Origin of the sequence: Micromonospora sp. NPDC048868 (genome assembly GCF_043198195.1) — a bacterium.
GTDB classification, from domain to species: domain Bacteria; phylum Actinomycetota; class Actinomycetes; order Mycobacteriales; family Micromonosporaceae; genus Micromonospora; species Micromonospora reichwaldensis.
This window is the reverse complement of the sequence record NZ_JBICUN010000001.1, coordinates 580,138-596,587: the sequence shown is the minus strand read 5'-3', so window position 1 is coordinate 596,587 and position 16,450 is coordinate 580,138. Positions and strand designations below refer to the sequence as shown.

Annotated in this window: 15 protein-coding genes; 12 read left to right on the top strand and 3 right to left on the bottom strand. The window is 75.5% G+C overall.

The genetic code is table 11. The annotated features are described in order from the left end of the window. Positions 1-30: 30 nt before the first annotated feature. Positions 31-1,929 (top strand): hypothetical protein, encoded by a 1,899-nt coding sequence (locus ACGFNF_RS02800; protein WP_393165276.1) that lies wholly within the window; start codon positions 31-33, stop codon positions 1,927-1,929. A 253-nt stretch (positions 1,930-2,182) separates the two neighbouring features. Here ACGFNF_RS02800 and ACGFNF_RS02795 read toward each other — a convergent pair whose 3' ends face one another. Further along, complete coding sequence (locus ACGFNF_RS02795) at positions 2,183-2,401, bottom strand: DUF397 domain-containing protein (protein WP_088992395.1); 219 nt, start codon at positions 2,399-2,401, stop codon at positions 2,183-2,185. Between the two features lie 70 nt (positions 2,402-2,471). Here ACGFNF_RS02795 and pepN point away from each other — a divergent pair, with 70 nt between their 5' ends. The 10 genes from pepN (at position 2,472) to ACGFNF_RS02745 (ending at position 13,695) form a co-directional block, all read left to right on the top strand. After that, on the top strand, positions 2,472-4,988 hold the full coding sequence (gene pepN / locus ACGFNF_RS02790) for an aminopeptidase N (RefSeq protein ID WP_357577632.1): 2,517 nt from the start codon (positions 2,472-2,474) through the stop codon (positions 4,986-4,988). Positions 4,989-5,103: 115 nt separating this feature from the next. Further along, a complete protein-coding gene (gene nadD / locus ACGFNF_RS02785; RefSeq protein ID WP_357577631.1) occupies positions 5,104-5,700 on the top strand; it encodes a nicotinate-nucleotide adenylyltransferase in 597 nt (198 codons plus the stop codon). A gap of 110 nt (positions 5,701-5,810) precedes the next feature. Next, on the top strand, positions 5,811-6,221 hold the full coding sequence (rsfS, locus tag ACGFNF_RS02780; protein WP_132240430.1) for a ribosome silencing factor: 411 nt from the start codon (positions 5,811-5,813) through the stop codon (positions 6,219-6,221). Continuing rightward, positions 6,218-6,844 carry a histidine phosphatase family protein gene (locus tag ACGFNF_RS02775; RefSeq protein ID WP_357577630.1) on the top strand — a complete coding sequence of 209 codons (627 nt, stop codon included), beginning with the start codon at positions 6,218-6,220 and terminating at the stop codon, positions 6,842-6,844. Before rsfS ends, ACGFNF_RS02775 begins: the two co-directional genes overlap by 4 nt. A gap of 39 nt (positions 6,845-6,883) precedes the next feature. Then, positions 6,884-7,744, top strand: coding sequence for a DegV family protein (locus tag ACGFNF_RS02770; RefSeq protein WP_357577629.1), 861 nt, complete (start codon positions 6,884-6,886; stop codon positions 7,742-7,744). Between the two features lie 76 nt (positions 7,745-7,820). After that, complete coding sequence (locus ACGFNF_RS02765) at positions 7,821-8,390, top strand: DinB family protein (protein ID WP_357577628.1); 570 nt, start codon at positions 7,821-7,823, stop codon at positions 8,388-8,390. Between the two features lie 165 nt (positions 8,391-8,555). Further along, positions 8,556-9,578 (top strand): ComEA family DNA-binding protein, encoded by a 1,023-nt coding sequence (locus tag ACGFNF_RS02760; RefSeq protein ID WP_357577627.1) that lies wholly within the window; start codon positions 8,556-8,558, stop codon positions 9,576-9,578. A 14-nt stretch (positions 9,579-9,592) separates the two neighbouring features. After that, the gene (locus ACGFNF_RS02755) at positions 9,593-12,073 is read left to right on the top strand and encodes a ComEC/Rec2 family competence protein (RefSeq protein ID WP_393165349.1); all 2,481 of its coding nucleotides are present in this window, start codon (positions 9,593-9,595) and stop codon (positions 12,071-12,073) included. A 123-nt stretch (positions 12,074-12,196) separates the two neighbouring features. Next, complete coding sequence (holA, locus tag ACGFNF_RS02750; RefSeq protein WP_393165273.1) at positions 12,197-13,177, top strand: DNA polymerase III subunit delta; 981 nt, start codon at positions 12,197-12,199, stop codon at positions 13,175-13,177. After that, on the top strand, positions 13,174-13,695 hold the full coding sequence (locus ACGFNF_RS02745) for a hypothetical protein (RefSeq protein WP_393165271.1): 522 nt from the start codon (positions 13,174-13,176) through the stop codon (positions 13,693-13,695). The genes holA and ACGFNF_RS02745 overlap by 4 nt, the downstream gene beginning before the upstream one ends. Positions 13,696-14,159: 464 nt before the next feature. Here the strand turns inward: ACGFNF_RS02745 and rpsT are convergent, their stop codons facing one another. Next, on the bottom strand, positions 14,160-14,426 hold the full coding sequence (rpsT, locus tag ACGFNF_RS02740; protein ID WP_132240425.1) for a 30S ribosomal protein S20: 267 nt from the start codon (positions 14,424-14,426) through the stop codon (positions 14,160-14,162). Between the two features lie 197 nt (positions 14,427-14,623). Continuing rightward, positions 14,624-15,847, bottom strand: coding sequence for an aminoglycoside phosphotransferase family protein (locus tag ACGFNF_RS02735; RefSeq protein ID WP_393165269.1), 1,224 nt, complete (start codon positions 15,845-15,847; stop codon positions 14,624-14,626). On the opposite strand from ACGFNF_RS02735, the gene ACGFNF_RS02730 reads away from it, so the two are divergent. After that, a complete protein-coding gene (locus tag ACGFNF_RS02730; protein WP_357577606.1) occupies positions 15,729-16,265 on the top strand; it encodes a DUF4240 domain-containing protein in 537 nt (178 codons plus the stop codon). The two genes, ACGFNF_RS02735 and ACGFNF_RS02730, sit on opposite strands and share 119 nt — an antisense overlap. Positions 16,266-16,450 lie beyond the last annotated feature (185 nt).

Here is a 16,450-nt window from a genome sequence, read left to right as displayed (position 1 = left end):
ACCGCTCCTGCGAGTTCGGGGGAATCGCACATGCACGTGATGCTGGCCTGGTTCGCCGACGACAATCTGTCGGAGAGCGCCCGGCGCGCCGCGAGACATCGCTTTGAAACGGCCGTCGCCGACGTGGTGCCCGACAGTTTCGTACGACACGAATTCGGCGCCGACGACTGGGGCGTGACCATCCTGCACCGCAGCGACCAGGGCGCCTACCGATGGCCGGCCGTCGACACCGTCGGGCCGGTCACCGCCGTGTCGCTCGGACTGCCCGTGGGTGTCGACGTGACGGGCGGCCCGGCGGCGCTGGCCGGGCGCCTGCTGGCGGGCGAGGAGGTGCACCGCGAGGTGGTGCCACCGTTCGGCCTGCTGGCCCTCGACGCGGCCGGGAACTTCGCCCTGCAACAGGACTGGATCGGCATGTGCCGGGTCTTCACGGGCGGGTCGGCCGGCCTGACGGCCTTCTGCACCCGGCCCAGCCTGCTGGCCGCGTTCCTGCACGGAGACCTGCGGCCCGACCTGGACGGCTGGGCGTCATACACCCTCTGCGGGCACTTCGGCGGCGACAGCTCCCCGGTGCGGGGCGCCCGACTGCTCCGTCCCGGCGAGCGGGTGACCGGCCGCCGGCGCGACGGCGGCGGATGGCAGCTCACCACCACCACGAAGTACGCGACCGACGACGTGGTGCGGGACGGGCTGGCGGCGCAGGGCCGACCGGTGACCGAGCTGCTGGACCGTGCCGCCGACGCCATCACGACCACCGCCGCCAGCATCCACGGCCTCTACGACGAGGACATCACCCTCGGGTTGTCCGGCGGGAAGGACTCCCGGCTCATCGCCGCGTCACTGATCGCGGCCGGCCGGACCCCCAGGTTCCTGACCAACGAGGACACCCGCGCCGAGGGCGAGGTCGCCCGCGAACTGGTGCGGATCCTGCGCGACAAGCGGGGGCTGCACCCCGAGCACACGCTCCGGCTCGCCGGGGCGCGGGCCAACGTGCTCGGGACCGGCCTGCACGAGCGGGCCCGGCGACTGCAACGGCTGACCGACCACCAGTTCCCCTCCAGCTACCTGGTGCGCCCCGCCGGCCCCGGGCGTCTGGTCGACCAGGCCGGCCCGGCGACCTTCACCGGTGCCGCCGGGGAGCTCGCCACCGAATACTGGTATCCCCCGACGGACGACGACGGCGGGCCGTCCCCGCAGGAGACCGCCATCGCCCGGCTGCTGAACGCCGTGCCGGCGGGCGTGGCCGACGCGGCCGTGGTCACCGCGGAGCAGGAGAGGATCCGCGGCCTGCTCGACCACGGCAGCGGGCTCGGCCTGCACGACCTGCGCCTGGTCGACTACATCTACCTGGTGGAGCGGGTCCGCCGCTGGTACACCTCCGCCTACGCGATCGGGATGGTCACCCCGTTCCTCTCGCCCGGCTTCGTCGTCGCCACCTTCGCGTTGACTCCCGGGCAGAAGCGCGAGCGGCTGATGCACACCGGGCTGATCGCCCGCCTGGTGCCCGAGTGGGCACAGGTCCCGTTCGTCAGCGTCTCCACCGGCCCGTCCACCGCCACCCGGGTGTGGGAGGGCGACGGCCTCCAGGCCATGGCCGAACTGCTGGACACCGCCCACGGCCCGCTGACCGGTCTCGTCCGACGGCCCGCCGTGGAGAAGGCGCTGCGCACCGCCGCCCGGGGCGGCCGACCCGACCAGCGGACGCTGCAACAGTTCACCTGGCTGGCGCTCGCCTCCGAGCAGCTCGAACCCGACACCACCCGGCCCGCCACCGGCGCCGCGTACGCCCGGATCACCGCGCCCCCGCAGCAACGCCAGCCGGCCGGCGGCGCGGTCGCCCGACTGCGCTGGGTCAAGCGGACCCGGCTCGGTGGCCGGCTCTGGTCGGCGGTGGCCAAGCGGGTGCGGCCACGGCGACCGAGCCAGTGAGCGGGCCCGCCAGCGGCCGCTGGCCCCGCCCCGCCACCTGACCGACCGCCGGTACGGGGCCGGGTACGCGGAGCGCCCGGCCCCGTACCGGCGGTCAGGGAACAGCCGGCCCATCGACGGTCGTCGGCTTCCCCGGCTCGTGGAGCGGCACCAACCCCGTTCCGCCGCTGACCTGCGCCGCCACCTGACGGCCGACCGTGCGGGCCGGGCGCGGTCGGTCCGCACGGTCGGGCAGGCAGCGGTCGGCCCGACCTCAGTCCAGGTCGAACTCGCCGTCCTGGGCGCCGGCGACGAAGGCGTCCCACTCGGCCTGGGTGAAGACCAGGACCGGACCGTCCGGCTCGGCGGAGTTGCGCATGCCGATCAGGTCGTCGACGAAGGCGACCTCGACGGCGCTCTCGGAGGTGTCGCCCTCGGCCCGCTGCCAGACCGCCCGGGAGAGGTCGAAGTCACCCTTGGGGTGCGAAGCCATCGTTCAGTCCTCCAGTGCCAGGGGGTCATGAGGGAAACACGTACGGTTTCCCATCGGGCAGGATAAGCGGATGCCGAGCCTGACCCGTGTAGAGGCGACCGCGCGTGGCGCGGCGATCACCGTCGAGTCCTATCAGGTGGACCTCGACCTGACCGGCGACGGCGAGCGATTCCGCTCCGACGTCACCATCCGCTTCCGGGCGACCCCCGGCGCGGAGACCTTCGTCGAGGTCCAACCCGCGAAACTGCTGGCGGTACGACTCAACGACCGCGACGTCGACCCGGCCGCGCTGGCCGACAACCGGCTGCCCCTGACCGGGCTGGCCGAGGCCAACACGCTCACCGTCGCCGCCGAGATGGCGTACTCGAACACCGGGGAGGGGATGCACCGCTTCGTCGACCCCGCAGACGGCGAGACCTACCTCTACGCGCTGTCCTTCCTGGACAACGCGCAGCGCATCTTCGCCGCCTTCGACCAGCCCGACCTGAAGGCCCCGGTCACCATGTCGGTCACCGCCCCGCCGGAGTGGACCGTCGCGGCCAACGGCCAGCTCGCCGCCACGCCGCGCCCCGGGCGCTGGGAGTTCGCCCCGACGGCGCCCCTGGCCACGTACTTCGTCTCGCTGATCGCCGGCCCCTGGCACGTCCGGCGCGGCGAGCACGACGGCATCCCGCTCGGCGTCTACTGCCGGCGCTCCCTGGCGGCGCACCTGGACGCCGACGCCGAGGAGATCCTCACGGTCACCGGGCAGTGCCTCGACCGGTTCCACCAGCTCTTCGCCGAGCGCTACCCGTTCGGCAAGTACGACCAGGCGTTCGTGCCGGAGTTCAACGCCGGCGCGATGGAGAACCCGGGGCTTGTCACCTTCCGCGACGACTACGTCTTCCGCTCCGCGGTCACCGACACCGAGCGGGAGCAGCGCGCCACCACCATCGCCCACGAGATGGCGCACATGTGGTTCGGTGACCTGGTCACCATGCGCTGGTGGGACGACCTGTGGCTGAACGAGTCCTTCGCGGAGTACCTCGGCACCCGGGTGACCGCCGAGGCGACCCGTTTCGACCAGGCCTGGACGACCTTCGCCCTGCGGCGCAAGGCCTGGGGCTACGCGGCCGACCAGCGCCCCTCGACCCACCCCGTGGCGCCCGAGGAGGTCGCCGACGCCGCCGAGGGCCTGCTCAACTTCGACGGCATCTCGTACGCCAAGGGCGCCAGCGTGCTGCGGCAACTGGTCGCCTGGCTCGGCGACGACGTCTTCCTCGCCGGCCTCAACGCCCACTTCGCGAAGCACCGGTTCGGCAACGCCACCCTGACCGACCTGCTCGGCAGCCTCGCCGCGGCCGCCGGGCGGGACCTGTCCGGCTGGGCGGAGCGCTGGCTGCGTTCGGCGCAGGTCGACACGCTGCGCGTCGAGGTCAGCGTCGACGCGGACGGCCGCTACAGCCGGGTGGCGATCCGGCAGAGCGCCCCCGACTCGTACCCGGTGCTGCGCCCGCACCGCATCGGCGTCGGCCGGTACGCCGCCGACGGGACGGTCGTCCGGACGGAGGTCGACCTCGACCCGGACGCCGACGGCGGCCGTACGGTGCTGACCGGGCTGGCCGGCGAGCCGGCGGCCCGGCTGCTGCTGCCCAACGACGGCGACCTGACGTTCGCCAAGATCCGGCTCGACCCCGCGTCGGCGGACGCCGTGCCGCTGGTGCTGCCCGGCCTGGCCGACCCGCTGGCCCGGGCGCTGCTCTGGGGCGAGGCGCTGGACGCCGCCACCGACGGGGAGCGTCCGGTCGCCGGCCTGGTGGCCCTGATCTCCGCCGCCCTCCCCGCCGAGACCGAGGTGATCATCGCCGAGGACGTGCTCACGCTCAGCCGCTCACTTGTCGACCGCTACCTCGACCCGCCCGCCCGCGAGGCCGCCCTGGCGCAGGTCGCCGCCGCTTGTCGGAAACTGCTCGACGGCGCCCCGGCGGGCGGCTCGCTCCAGCTCGCGGCGGCCCGGGGCTGGATCGCCGCCAGCACCGACGCCGACCGGCTGGCCGGCTGGCTCGCCGGCCGGGACGTCCCGCCGGGGCTCGCGGTCGACGCCGAGTTGCGCTGGGCGCTGCTGCTGCGGCTGGTGGTGCTCGGCGCGGCCGGTGCGGCGGAGATCGCCGCCGAGGCTGCGGCCGACCCGAGCGCCGCCGGTGCCGAGCGGGCCGCCCGCTGCCGCGCGGCGCTGCCCGATCCGGCCGCCAAGCGGGCCGCGTGGGAGATCGTCGTGTCGAACACCGACCTGTCGAACCGACTCGTCGAGGCGACCGCGGAGGGGTTCTGGCAGCCGGAGCAGACCGAGCTGACCGCCGGCTACGTCGAGCGGTACTTCGCCGACATGCCGGCCGCCGCGCGGGCGCGTACGCCCTGGGTGGCCGACCACGTCGCGAGACTGGCCTTCCCCCGGCACGCCGTGGCGCAGCCCACCCGGGAGGCGGCCGCGGCGCTGCTGGCCCGCGACGACGTCACCCCCGGCCTGCGCCGCGTGGTGACCGACGCCGACGACGACCTGCGCCGCGCCCTGGTCGCCCGGACGGCGGTCGCCGCGGCGGCGGCCTGACGGCCGACGGGGTGGTCGCCGCCCGCCACCGTGGGGGCGCCGAGGCCGGGCCGCCGGACGGGACGGTCCGGCGGCCCCCCGGGGCCGCCGGTTCCGCCCGGCCTAGGATCGCGGGGTGGAGGAAGACATCCGGCGGGTCGGGATCATGGGCGGCACCTTCGACCCGATCCACCACGGGCACCTCGTCGCGGCCAGCGAGGTGGCGGACCGGTTCGGGCTGGACGAGGTGGTCTTCGTCCCCACCGGCCAGCCGTGGCAGAAGGCGGACGAGCCGGTCAGCCCGGCGGAGGACCGCTACCTGATGACGGTCATCGCCACCGCCTCCAACCCGCGCTTCCAGGTCAGCCGGGTGGACATCGACCGGGGTGGGCCCACCTACACCGTCGACACCCTGCGTGACCTGCACGCCGAGTACGGCCCGAAGGTGCAGCTGTTCTTCATCACCGGGGCGGACGCGCTGGAGCGGATCCTCTCCTGGAAGGACCTGGACGAGATCTTCGAGCTGGCCCACTTCATCGGGGTGACCCGGCCGGGCTTCGAGTTGACCGCCGCGCACCTGCCGGCCGACACGGTGAGCCTGGTGCAGGTCCCGGCCATGGCCATCTCGTCCACGGACTGCCGGGCCCGGGTCGCCCGGGGGGAGCCGGTCTGGTATCTGGTGCCGGACGGTGTGGTGCAGTACATCGCCAAGCGACGCCTCTATCAGCAGTGATTCGGCCCGTTATGGGGCGGTTCGGGCGGGTAACGCGCCAGAACTGACGAGTCGGGATTCCACCGGGTGTGAGACGCTTGGAGGATCGCACGGTTGATCGAAGGAGAACGGTGACAATTTCCGAACGCGCCCACGAGTTGGCCATCGCCGCCGCCCAGGCCGCGGCCGACAAGAAGGCGCAGGACATCGTCATCATCGACGTGGGCGACCAGCTCGCCATCACCGACGCGTTCCTGCTCGCCGCGGCTCCCAACGAGCGTCAGGTGCTCGCCATCGTCGATGCCATCGAGGAACGGCTGCTGGAGCTGCCGGAGAAGGCCAAGCCGATCCGGCGCGAGGGCGAGCGGGGCGGCCGGTGGGTGCTGCTCGACTACGTCGACATCGTGGTGCACGTCCAGCACACCGAGGAGCGCGAGTTCTACGCCCTCGACCGGCTCTGGAAGGACTGCCCGACGATCCCGTTCGTCGACCGCGACCTCGTCGACGCCGAGTCCGGCACCGGCTCCACCACCGCGGAATGACCCGCCTGATCATCTGGCGGCACGGCAACACCGACTGGAACGCCGCCAGCCGGGTCCAGGGGCAGACCGACGTACCGCTCAACGACCTCGGCCGCGAGCAGGCCCGCACCGCGGCGCCCCTGCTGGCCGGGCTGCGGCCCGACGCCATCGTGGCCAGCGACCTGAGCCGCGCGGCGGACACCGCCGGCGCGCTGTCCGTGCTGACCGGGCTGCCGGTGCGCACCGACCCACGGCTGCGGGAGCGCCACTTCGGTTCCTGGCAGGGGCTCGCCCTCACCGAGGCCGCCGAGCGCCATCCCGCCGAGTTCGCCCGCTGGCAGGCCGGCGACCCGGACCCGGGCGCCGGCATCGAGACCCTGGACGACCTCGGCAAGCGGATGGGCGCGGCCCTGTCCGACGCCGCCGACGCCGTACCCGGCGGCACCGTGGTGGTCGCCACCCACGGCGGCGCGGCCCGGCAGGGCTGCGGCCACCTGCTCGGCTGGGAGCACGCCGTCCTGCGCACCATCGGCGCGCTGCAGAACTGCCACTGGACCGAGCTGCGCCACGACGCCACCCGGGGCTGGCACCTGCGCGCCCACAACGTCGGCCTGATCACCGTCCCGGCCACCGAGGCCGTCTGACCCGGGCGTTCCCCGACGACATCGGCTAGCGTGCCGGGCATGCCCGTCGCGGTCGTCACCGACTCCACCGCCTACCTCCCGCCCGAGCTGCTGCGCGTGCACCGGCTGACGGTGGTGCCGCTGGCCGTCGTGCTCAACGGCGCCGAAGGGCTGGAGGGGGTGGAGACCACCCCCGCCGACGCCACCCGGGCGCTCGGCGGCCGGCGCGTCTCGGTGAGCACCTCCCGCCCCGCGCCGGAGCAGTTCGCCCAGACGTACCGGGAGCTGTTCGACGCGGGCGCCGACGGGATCGTCTCGGTGCACCTGTCGGCCGAGCTCTCCGGCACGGTGGAGGCTGCCCGGCTGGCCGCCGCCGGGTTCGACGACCGGGTCGCCGTGGTCGACAGCCGCTCGACCGGCATGGGCCTCGGCTTCCCCGCCGTCGCCGCCGCCACGGCCGCCGAGCGGGGCGGGGACCTGTCGGCGGTACGCGACGCCGCCGTCGACGCCATCGCCCGTACCAGCATCTGGTTCTACGTCGACACGCTGGAATTCCTTCGCCGGGGCGGCCGGATCGGCGCCGCCGAGGCGCTGCTCGGCACCGCCCTGTCGGTCAAGCCGATCATGCACATGCCGGCCGGCGCGATCGTCCTCCGGGACAAGGTGCGTACGGCCAGCCGGGGCGTGGCGCGGCTGGCCGACCTGGCCGTCGAGGCCGCCGGGGACGCCGACGTCGACCTGGCCGTGCACCACCTCGCCGCGCCGCAGCGGGCGGAGGCGCTGCTGGAGGCGCTGACGGCCCGGCTGGGCGACCGCCTGCACGACTCGTACGTCTCGGAGGCCGGCGCCGTGGTCGCCGCGCACGCCGGGCCCGGCCTGGCCTGCGTCGTCGTGCACCGCCGGCCGCCGGTCAGCGGCTAGGGTGTCCTAGCCGACCGTGATCGCTGTCGATCACGCGGGGCAGCGCCGACACCGGCCCGGATGCCATCGTGACCCGATGAAGGACGACCTGCACAGTTACCTCAAGGGCGGCCGTGACGCGCTGCTGTGGAAGCTCGACGGGCTCAGCGAGTACGACGCCCGGCGCCCGCTGACCCCGACCGCGACCAACCTGCTCGGTCTCGTGAAGCACGCGGCGGCCATGGAGATCCTCTACTTCGGCGTCGTGTTCGGCCGGCCGTTCGCGCAGGAGCTGCCGTACGTCGGCGACGGCGCCGAGGCCAATGCCGACATGTGGGCGACCGCGGACGAGAGCCGCGAAGAGATCTTCGCGTTGTACCGTCGCGCCAGCTCCCACGCCGACACCACCATCGAAGCCCTCGCGCTCGACGACGTCGGCCGGGTGCCGTGGTGGGGCGACGCCACGGTCACACTGCACCGCGTCCTGGTCCACGTCGTCGCGGAGACACAACGGCACGCCGGCCACGCGGACATCGTGCGCGAGCTGATCGACGGCGCGGCCGGGCTGCTGCCCGGGAACGACAACCTGCCACCCGCTGACGAGCCGTGGTGGCGGGACCACCACCAACGGGTGGAGCAGGCTGCCCTCGACGCCAGCAACCGCTAGGACGGGGCAGGTGAGCGGTCCGGGTCCCGACGCGCTGAGCTGCGGTTCCTCGCCGCCCTAGCACATCACCCGCATGATCAGGCGGTTGTCCACAGGCGGCGCCGTCATCCACAGCCGTACCCCGGCCGGCCGCGCGCCCCGGGCTCGCGGACCTAGCTTCGCGTCGTGTCAGAAGACGAGGAGACGGTGGTCCGGGAACGACTGCGCCAGCTGGTGGCGGGCTGGCCGTCGAGCGCCGCACCGGCGCACCCCGGCGGGTCCGCCGATCCCCTGGAGCGGACCGGCGAACCCGTCGGGCCGTTCGACGACCGTCAGGGGCCGGCCGGGCTGTCCGGCGATCATCGGAGGCTCGCCGGGCTGTCCGTCGACCGTCCGGGCTCGGTCGGGGTGCCGGAGCCGGTCGTAGCGCTGCCGCCTCGTACACCGGCGTCGCCACCGCGCACAACGGCGCTGCCGTCCCGCACAGCGGCATTGCCGGTCGGCGCGGCGGCGGCGCCGGAACCCGACCCGCCGGCCCGGGCCCCCGAGGCCGGTGTGGCGTCCCGGTTGCCGGGGCCCGGGGCGTTCGACCCCGGCCGGCGGGGAGTGCGGGCGCTGGCCGCCGTCGCCGTGCTGGTGGTGCTCGGGGCCGGCTTCTGGGCCTGGCGGTCCCGGCCGCAGACCGAGCCCGTCCGCCCGGTCGCCACCGCCGAGGCACCCGATGCGACGGTGACCGGCCTCGCGGAACCGGCCGCCACGTCGGCCGGCGAGCTGGTGGTCGCGGTCGCCGGCAAGGTACGCCGCCCCGGGCTGGTCCGGGTGCCGGCCGGCGCGCGGGTCGCCGACGCCGTGGAGGCGGCCGGCGGGGCGCTGCCGGGAGTGGACGTGGCCCTGCTCAACCCCGCCCGCAAGGTCACCGACGGGGAACTGATCCTGGTCGGCGTCGCGGCACCCCCGGGCGCGCCACCCCCGCCCGGGGCGGCTCCCGGCGGCGCGCCCGGAGCGCCCGGCGCGGGCGGCCGGCTCAACCTCAACACCGCGACGCTCGCGCAGCTCGACGCGCTGCCGGGCGTCGGGCCGGTGCTCGCCCAGCGCATCCTCACCCACCGCGACCAGCAGGGCGGCTTCCGCTCGGTCGGCGACCTGCGCCAGGTCGACGGCATCGGCGACGCCCGCTACGAGCAGCTCAAGGACCTGGTGACGGTGTGACGGCGGGCAGCGCGCTGGGCTCGCCCGGCCCCGGCCCCGGCCCTGGCTCGGCTGGCTCCGGCTCGGCTGGCTCCGGCCCGGCCGGCTCCGGCTCGGCTGGCTTTGGGACGTCCGGCGCCGATGCCGGGGGCGATCGGGTCGCGGCCATCGACCTGCGGCTGGCCGGACTGGCGGTGGCCACCTGGCTCGCCGCGCTGGCCGGGCTGCACCTGACCGTCGGCGAGACCACCCTGCTGGCGGCGGTGGCCGCCGGGGCGGCCGGGCTGGGCGGCCTGCACCTGGCCGGCGTCCTCGGGCGGCCCGCCGGGCCCGTCCGGCGGTACGGCTGGATCGCCGTCGCCGTGCTGATCGGCGTGGTCTGCGGCGCGACGGCCACCGCCGCGCGGCTGTCCGTCCGCGACTCCGGTCCCGTCCGCGCCCTGGTCGAGGAGCGGGCGGTCGTCACCGCCGAACTGGTCGTCCGCGACGATCCCCGCCCCGTACGCGGCGTCGCCGGGCGCCCGGCCACCCTGCTCGTGCCGGCCGAGCTGACCTGGTTCACCGGGCCGGACGGACGGCGGGTCGCGACGCCGGCCCGCGTGCTGGTCCTCGCCACCGATCCCGCCTGGCGGGGGCTGCTGCCCGGTCAGCGGCTGACCGCCGAAGGACGGCTCGCCGCCCCGCGCGGCGGCGACCTGACCGCGGCGGTGCTGAGCGCGGCCGGACCGCCGGTGCCGCACGGGGCCGCCCCGTCGGCGCAGCGCGCCGCCGGATCGTTGCGGGCCGGCCTGCAACGCGCCTGCCTGCCGCTCCCCGACGAGCAGGGCGGCCTGCTGCCCGGCCTGGTGGTCGGCGACACGAGCCGGCTGCCGCCCACCGTCGAGGAGGACTTCCTCGCCACCGGCATGACCCACCTGAACGCGGTCTCCGGCTCCAACGTGGCCATCGTCGTCGGGGCGGTGCTGCTGCTGGCCCGGTGGGCGCGGGCCGGGCCGTGGCTGGCCGCCGGGCTCTGCGGGCTGGCGCTGGTGGGCTTCGTCATCCTGGTCCGTCCCTCGCCGAGCGTGGTACGCGCCGCCACCATGGGCGCCATCGGGCTGGCGGCGTTGGCGGCCGGGCGCCCCCGGGCGGCGCTGCCCGCCCTCTCCGCCGGGGTGGCCGTGCTGGTGCTGGTCGACCCGGAGCTGGCCGGCGACGCCGGCTTCGCGCTCTCCGTGCTGGCCACCGGCGGCCTGCTGCTGCTCGCCCCGAGGTGGCGCGACGGGCTGCGTCGGCGCGGGGTGCCGGCCGGGCTCGCCGAGGCGCTGGCCGTGCCGGCGGCCGCGCAGCTCGCCTGCGCCCCGGTGGTGGCCGGGATCTCGGGCACGGTGAGCCTGGTTGCCGTGCCGGCCAATCTGCTGGCGGTGCCGGCCATCGCGCCCGCCACGGTGCTCGGGGTGCTGGCGGCGGCGGTGTCGCCCGTCTGGCCGGCGGGGGCGGAGTTCGTCGCGTGGCTGGCCAGCTGGCCGGCCTGGTGGCTGGTCATGGTGGCGCGGCACGGCGCGCGGCTGCCGGCGGGCACGCTGCCGTGGCCGGGCGGGGTGCCGGGGGCCCTGCTGCTGGCCGGGCTGACCGTCGCGCTGCTGGTGGCCACCCGGCACCCGGTCGTACGCCGGCTGGTGGCGGTGGTCGTCGTCGCCGTCGTGGCCGGCACGCTGCCTGTACGGCTGGCCGCCCCCGGCTGGCCCCCGGCGGGCTGGGTGGTCGCCGCCTGCGCGGTCGGCCAGGGCGACACCGTCGTGCTGCCGGTGGCGGCCGGCCGGGCGGTGGTGGTCGACGCCGGGCCGGACCCGGGGGCGGCGGACGGCTGCCTGCGTCGGCTGGGCGTACGGGAGGTCGCGCTGCTGGTGGTCAGCCACTTCCACGTCGACCACACCGGCGGCGTGGCGGGCGTGTTCCGGGGTCGACCGGTGGGCGCCGTGCTCACCCCGCAGTGGTCCGAGCCCGCCGCCGGGCGGGAGTTGGTCCTCGCCGAGGCCGCGGCGCACTCCGTCGACGTGGTGGCGGGCGCGGCCGGGTGGCGGTACCGGGAGGGTGGCGTCGAGTTCACCGTCATCGGCCCGCCCCGCCCGTTGCGCGGCACCCGGTCGGATCCCAACAACAACTCGCTGATGCTGCTCGCCACGGTCTCCGGCGTACGGATCCTGCTCGCCGGGGACGCCGAGACCGAGGAGCAGCGGGCGCTGCTGGACGGCACCTCGCCGGGCGGCCTGCGGGCCGAGGTGCTGAAGGTCGCGCACCACGGGTCGGCCTACCAGGACCCGGCCTTCCTGGACGCGGTGCGTCCCGTGGTGGCCCTGGTGCCGGTGGGGACGGGCAACACCTACGGGCATCCCAATCCGGCGGTGCTCGGGCGGCTGGCCCGGGGCGGGGCGCGGGTGCTGCGTACCGACACGGAGGGGGACGTGGCGGCGGTGCTCGGCCGGGCCGGCCTGGGGGTGGCGACACGAGGCACGCCGCCGGGCCGACAACGGTAGGAATCGACGCCGATTATTGGCTTTAGCGGCGTACTGAGGTAAATGTCTGGATTTGCGCTGAGTGCGGGCTCCGCAACCGGAGTGCCGACGAGCAGACTGGATCCGACCGCCGGCCGTGCGAATATGGGCGGCGTGACCGCCGCCAGCTTCGCTCCTATTCTGCTCGTCCTCGGCGACGAGGAGCTGCTCGCCACGCGCGCGGTCACCGAAGCCGTCGCGAAGGCCCGCAGCGTCGACCCCGACGTGGACGTCCGCGAATACCAGGCCGGGGCCCTCGTCGTCGGCGAGATCGCCGAGATGCTCAGCCCGTCCCTCTTCGGCGGGCGACGGATGCTGGTGCTGCGCGCCGGCCAGGACGCCCGCAAGGACCTGGTGGCGGCTCTGCTGGCGTACGCGAAGAATCCCGACCCGGACGTGCAGCTGATCGTGCTGCACCTCGGCGGGGCCAAGGGCAAGGCGTTCGCCGACGGGCTGAAGGCGGCTGGCGCGACGGTGGTGCCGGCGGCAAAGCTCAAGGGGCACCGCGACCGGGTGGCCTTCGTCCGGGACGAGATCCGCCGGGCCGGCGGGAAGTGCACCGACGACGCGGCCGAGACGCTCATCGCGGCGGTCGGCAACGACCTGCGCGAGCTGGCCGCCGCCTGCTCCCAGCTGATGGCCGACACCGACGGCCGCATCGGCGCCGACACGGTCTCCCGCTACTACCGGGGGCGGGTCGAGGTGACCGGCTTCACCGTCGCCGACGCCGCCATGGTGGGCGACGTGCCGGCGGCGCTGGAGGCGTTGCGCTGGGCGCTGCACGTGGGGGTCGACCCGGTGCCGATCGCCGACGCGATCGCCGACGGCGTACGCACCGTGGCCCGGGTGGCCGCCGCCGGCCGGGGCGACCCCTTCCAGTTGGCGAGCAGCCTCGGCATGCCGGCGTGGAAGATCAGGTCCGCTCAGCAGCGGGCCCGTGGCTGGACGCCCGAGGGGCTGGTCGAGGCGATGCGGGCGGCGGCCGACTGCAACGCGGCCGTCAAGGGCGGCTCGGACGACCGCGCGTACGCGCTGGAGCGGGCCGTGTTCTCGGTCGCCGCCGCCCGGCAGGGTGGCGCCCGGTGAGCGGAGCATCCCGTGGCTCGTGGGCCACGATCCCCGCCGACGAGGAGCGGTACCGTCCGCTCTACGCGCGCCTGCTCCGGCTGCGCTTCGTCAACCCGGGCGGGGTGCTCTGCTTCCTCTTCTTCGAGGGCGCCGTCGCGCTCGCCGCGCTGCTCGCCCTCGCCGAGCTGGTCACCTGGTGGTCGGTGCTCGTCCTGCCCGCCACGGTGGCCGCGATGGTGAAGCTCAACGACATGGTGGCCGCGATGGTGGTCCGCACCGCCGCCCTCGTGCCCGAGCAGGAACGGGACCGCTTCCGCCAGCAGATGGAGCCGGTGGTCGGGCGGGCCAGGGTCGACTGGGTCGCGCACACCGTGCCGGGCATCGTCGTCACGGCGTCGCCGGTGCCACACGCCGCGCGTGCCGTACGCGACCGGCAGATGTACCTGGACGCGCAGCACGGCACGGGGGAGCGCGACGGTGGCCGCGCGGACGCCGAGTTCGGCCCGCAGCGCGCCCACCCCGATCCGCTGGGCTGACGACCCGCCACCGGTCACGGCGATCCGACGACTGACCCGACGGCGACCCGACGACCGATCCGACGGCGATCCGTCGGCCGACCCGCCGGCGACCGATCGGTGCCTGGCAGGCCGTGGCGCACCCGGTGTCGCCCCGCTTGAGATCTTGGAAGGAAACGGCCCCGGTGAGGGCCCGTTCCCGCCAAGATCTGCTATGCGACCGACGGCGAGCCACGAAGAGCCGCAGCGAACGACGCCAGGGCACGGCGGACGAAGCCCGGCCACGGCGAACGAGGCCGGGTTGGGCCGACCTGCGGGGTGGCGCCGAGGGGCCGGCGGCGGGCCATGGCGAACGACCTCGGGCACGGCGAACGACGCCCGGCCACGGCGGACGACGGGGCGTCCGCAGTGCGGCGCGTCAAACGCAGACAGCCGGAAGCCCCGGGTCGTGCCCGGGGCTTCCGGTCAGGTCTGAGGTCGCCTCGTCAGGCGGAGAGCGACACCACGCGCCGGGCGATCGCGGACTTGCGGTTCGCGGCCTGGTTCGAGTGGATCACGCCCTTGCTGACCGCCTTGTCCAGCTTGCGCGAGGCGTCCCGCATGAGGATGGTGGCCTTCTCGACGTCACCGGCCTCAGCGGCCTCGTTGAACTTCCGGACGGCGGTCTTCAGCGACGACTTGACCGACTTGTTACGCAGCCGGCGCTTCTCGTTCTGCCGGTTGCGCTTGATCTGGGACTTGATGTTCGCCACGCGACAGCCTCGTCTTGATAGCTCGGGTTGGTCTGCATTCCGCGCGCGACGAGCATGCGTCATCGCTGCGCGAAGAGCCAGGTTACCAGGTCGCCCGGGACGAGCCAAAACGGCTCGGTCCCCGCCCTGGTCGGCGCCGCGGGCATGGCACCACGGCGAGCGGTCGTGGGCATGCCACAACGCGGCGAGCGGTCCGGTCAGGTCCAGCCCTGCCGGCGGGCGAGCCAGCCGAGTGACTGCTCGCCGCTCCACCGCTGGTGCGCCGGCAGGTGCGGCGACGCGGTACCGGGCGCCGAGGCGGCGGTGGTGAGGAAGTAGCCGGACAGGGCGGCGAGGCTGGCGTCCAGCGCGTCGGGAGGTGCGCCGGCCGATGCCGGGTGCCGGGCGAAGAGCGCGTCGGCGTCCAGGCCGTCGGCGTACGCGGTGAGCAGGAGGGTCACCAGGTCGAACCAGGGCGGCCCCTGGCAGAGCCACGTCCAGTCGCAGAACCAGGCCCGCCCCGCCCCGTCGATCAGCACGTTGTCCAGCCGCAGGTCGCCGTGGATCAGGCCGGTGGCGCCGGCGGCGTACGCGGGGAGACGGGACTCCAGCGCGACCAGCTCGGGCAGGCGGTCCCGGAGCGGCGTGGGCAGCGGCGGTGCCGGCTCCCGGCCGGCGGCCACCTCGCCCCACCAGAGGATGTCGTCGCGGGCCAGGTCGGCGAGGTGGGGCAGCCCGAGTTCGCGCAGCCCGGCCGGCGCACCGGCCAGCGCGGCGGCGACGTCGGCGTACCCGGTCAGGGTCGCGGTCAGCTCGGTGGGGTCCCAGGGCAGCCGGGGCGTGTGCCCGTCGACGGCGTCCAGGCAGAGCGCGAACCAGCCGGCCTCGTACAGGGTCCACCGGGGGCGGGGCGCCGGCAGTCCGGCCGGGAGCCGGTCGAGGATCGCGGCCTCCCGGGCGTACCAGTCGACCAGCCGCGGTTGCGCGGCGGTGGCCGCGGCCTTGACGAAGGCCCGGCCCCCGGCGGCGGTGCGGAGCACGGCGGCGAAGCCGCGGGTGAAGCCGGCGCCGGCGACCCGGGCCGCGACCACGGGCGCGCCGAGTCGGTCGCCGATGGCGGTACGCAGCGCCGCCGGCAGCGTCGCCCACTCCGGCCGACGGGCGGTCGCGTGGTACGGCACGGGCGGCGGGGACGTCGGGGTCACGCCACCATGCTGCCGGGTGGCGGGCCGGCCCGCACCGCCTCTGCGCCCGGCGCCCGCGACCCGCCGTGCCTGCCGTGGCGGGGCGGGAGCGGCGCGCGGTCTGCCAGACTGCCAGGCCATGAGGACCGACGACTTCTGGCAGTTGATCGACCGGGCCCGGGCCGGCGGCGGGGGAGAGCCGCACGCGGTCGCCGCGCGGGCCGTCGCCCTGCTCGCCGAGCGCGACCCGGAGGACATCGTCGGGTACGCCCGCCACCAGGCGCGGGTGCTGTCCGCCTCGCACAAGGTCGACCTCTGGGGCGCCGCCTACCTGATCAACGGTGGCGTGTCCGACGAGGGCTTCCACCACTTCCGGGGCTGGCTGATGACCCAGGGGCGCGAGGTGTTCGCACGTGCCGTCGCCGACCCGGACTCGCTGGCCGGGCTGTCCCAGGTGCGGGCGGCCTCGCTCAGCGGTGAGGAGTTCTCAGCCGCCGGGATGCTGGCGGCGCCGTGGGACGCGTACCGCCGGGTCACCGCCGCCGAGCTGCCGGCGGACCCGGAGCCGGCGCCGGTGCCCGACCTCAACGACTTCTGGGACTTCGACGACGAGGAGGAGGCGAAGCGGCGGCTGCCCAGGCTCGCCGCCCTCTTCGTCGAGCCCCCCGCCGAGTGACCCCGCTCGGCCCTCCGCCGCTCGGCGCGACACCGGGCGCGGTGCGCCAGGCGACGCTGGGCGAGGCGGCGCTCGCGGGGTGGTCCCGGCGGCGGGGATCGCCCGCGCAGCGGACGCGCGGCGGCGACGTGGGAGCATAGAGGGGGCCGGCGACGTGCCGGCCCGCTCACGTCAGCCGATCAGAA

Coding starts and splice junctions, on each gene's coding strand:
- holA (WP_393165273.1), top strand. CDS start 12,197: ATGGGCGGCGTGACCGCCGCCAGCTTCGCTCCTATTCTGCTCGTCCTC.
- ACGFNF_RS02775 (WP_357577630.1), top strand. CDS start 6,218: ATGACCCGCCTGATCATCTGGCGGCACGGCAACACCGACTGGAACGCC.
- ACGFNF_RS02735 (WP_393165269.1), bottom strand. CDS start 15,847: ATGTCCTCCGGGTCGCGCTCGGCGAGCAGGGCGACGGCCCGCGCGGCG.
- ACGFNF_RS02795 (WP_088992395.1), bottom strand. CDS start 2,401: ATGGCTTCGCACCCCAAGGGTGACTTCGACCTCTCCCGGGCGGTCTGG.
- ACGFNF_RS02770 (WP_357577629.1), top strand. CDS start 6,884: ATGCCCGTCGCGGTCGTCACCGACTCCACCGCCTACCTCCCGCCCGAG.
- ACGFNF_RS02800 (WP_393165276.1), top strand. CDS start 31: ATGCACGTGATGCTGGCCTGGTTCGCCGACGACAATCTGTCGGAGAGC.
- pepN (WP_357577632.1), top strand. CDS start 2,472: ATGCCGAGCCTGACCCGTGTAGAGGCGACCGCGCGTGGCGCGGCGATC.
- ACGFNF_RS02730 (WP_357577606.1), top strand. CDS start 15,729: ATGAGGACCGACGACTTCTGGCAGTTGATCGACCGGGCCCGGGCCGGC.
- ACGFNF_RS02765 (WP_357577628.1), top strand. CDS start 7,821: ATGAAGGACGACCTGCACAGTTACCTCAAGGGCGGCCGTGACGCGCTG.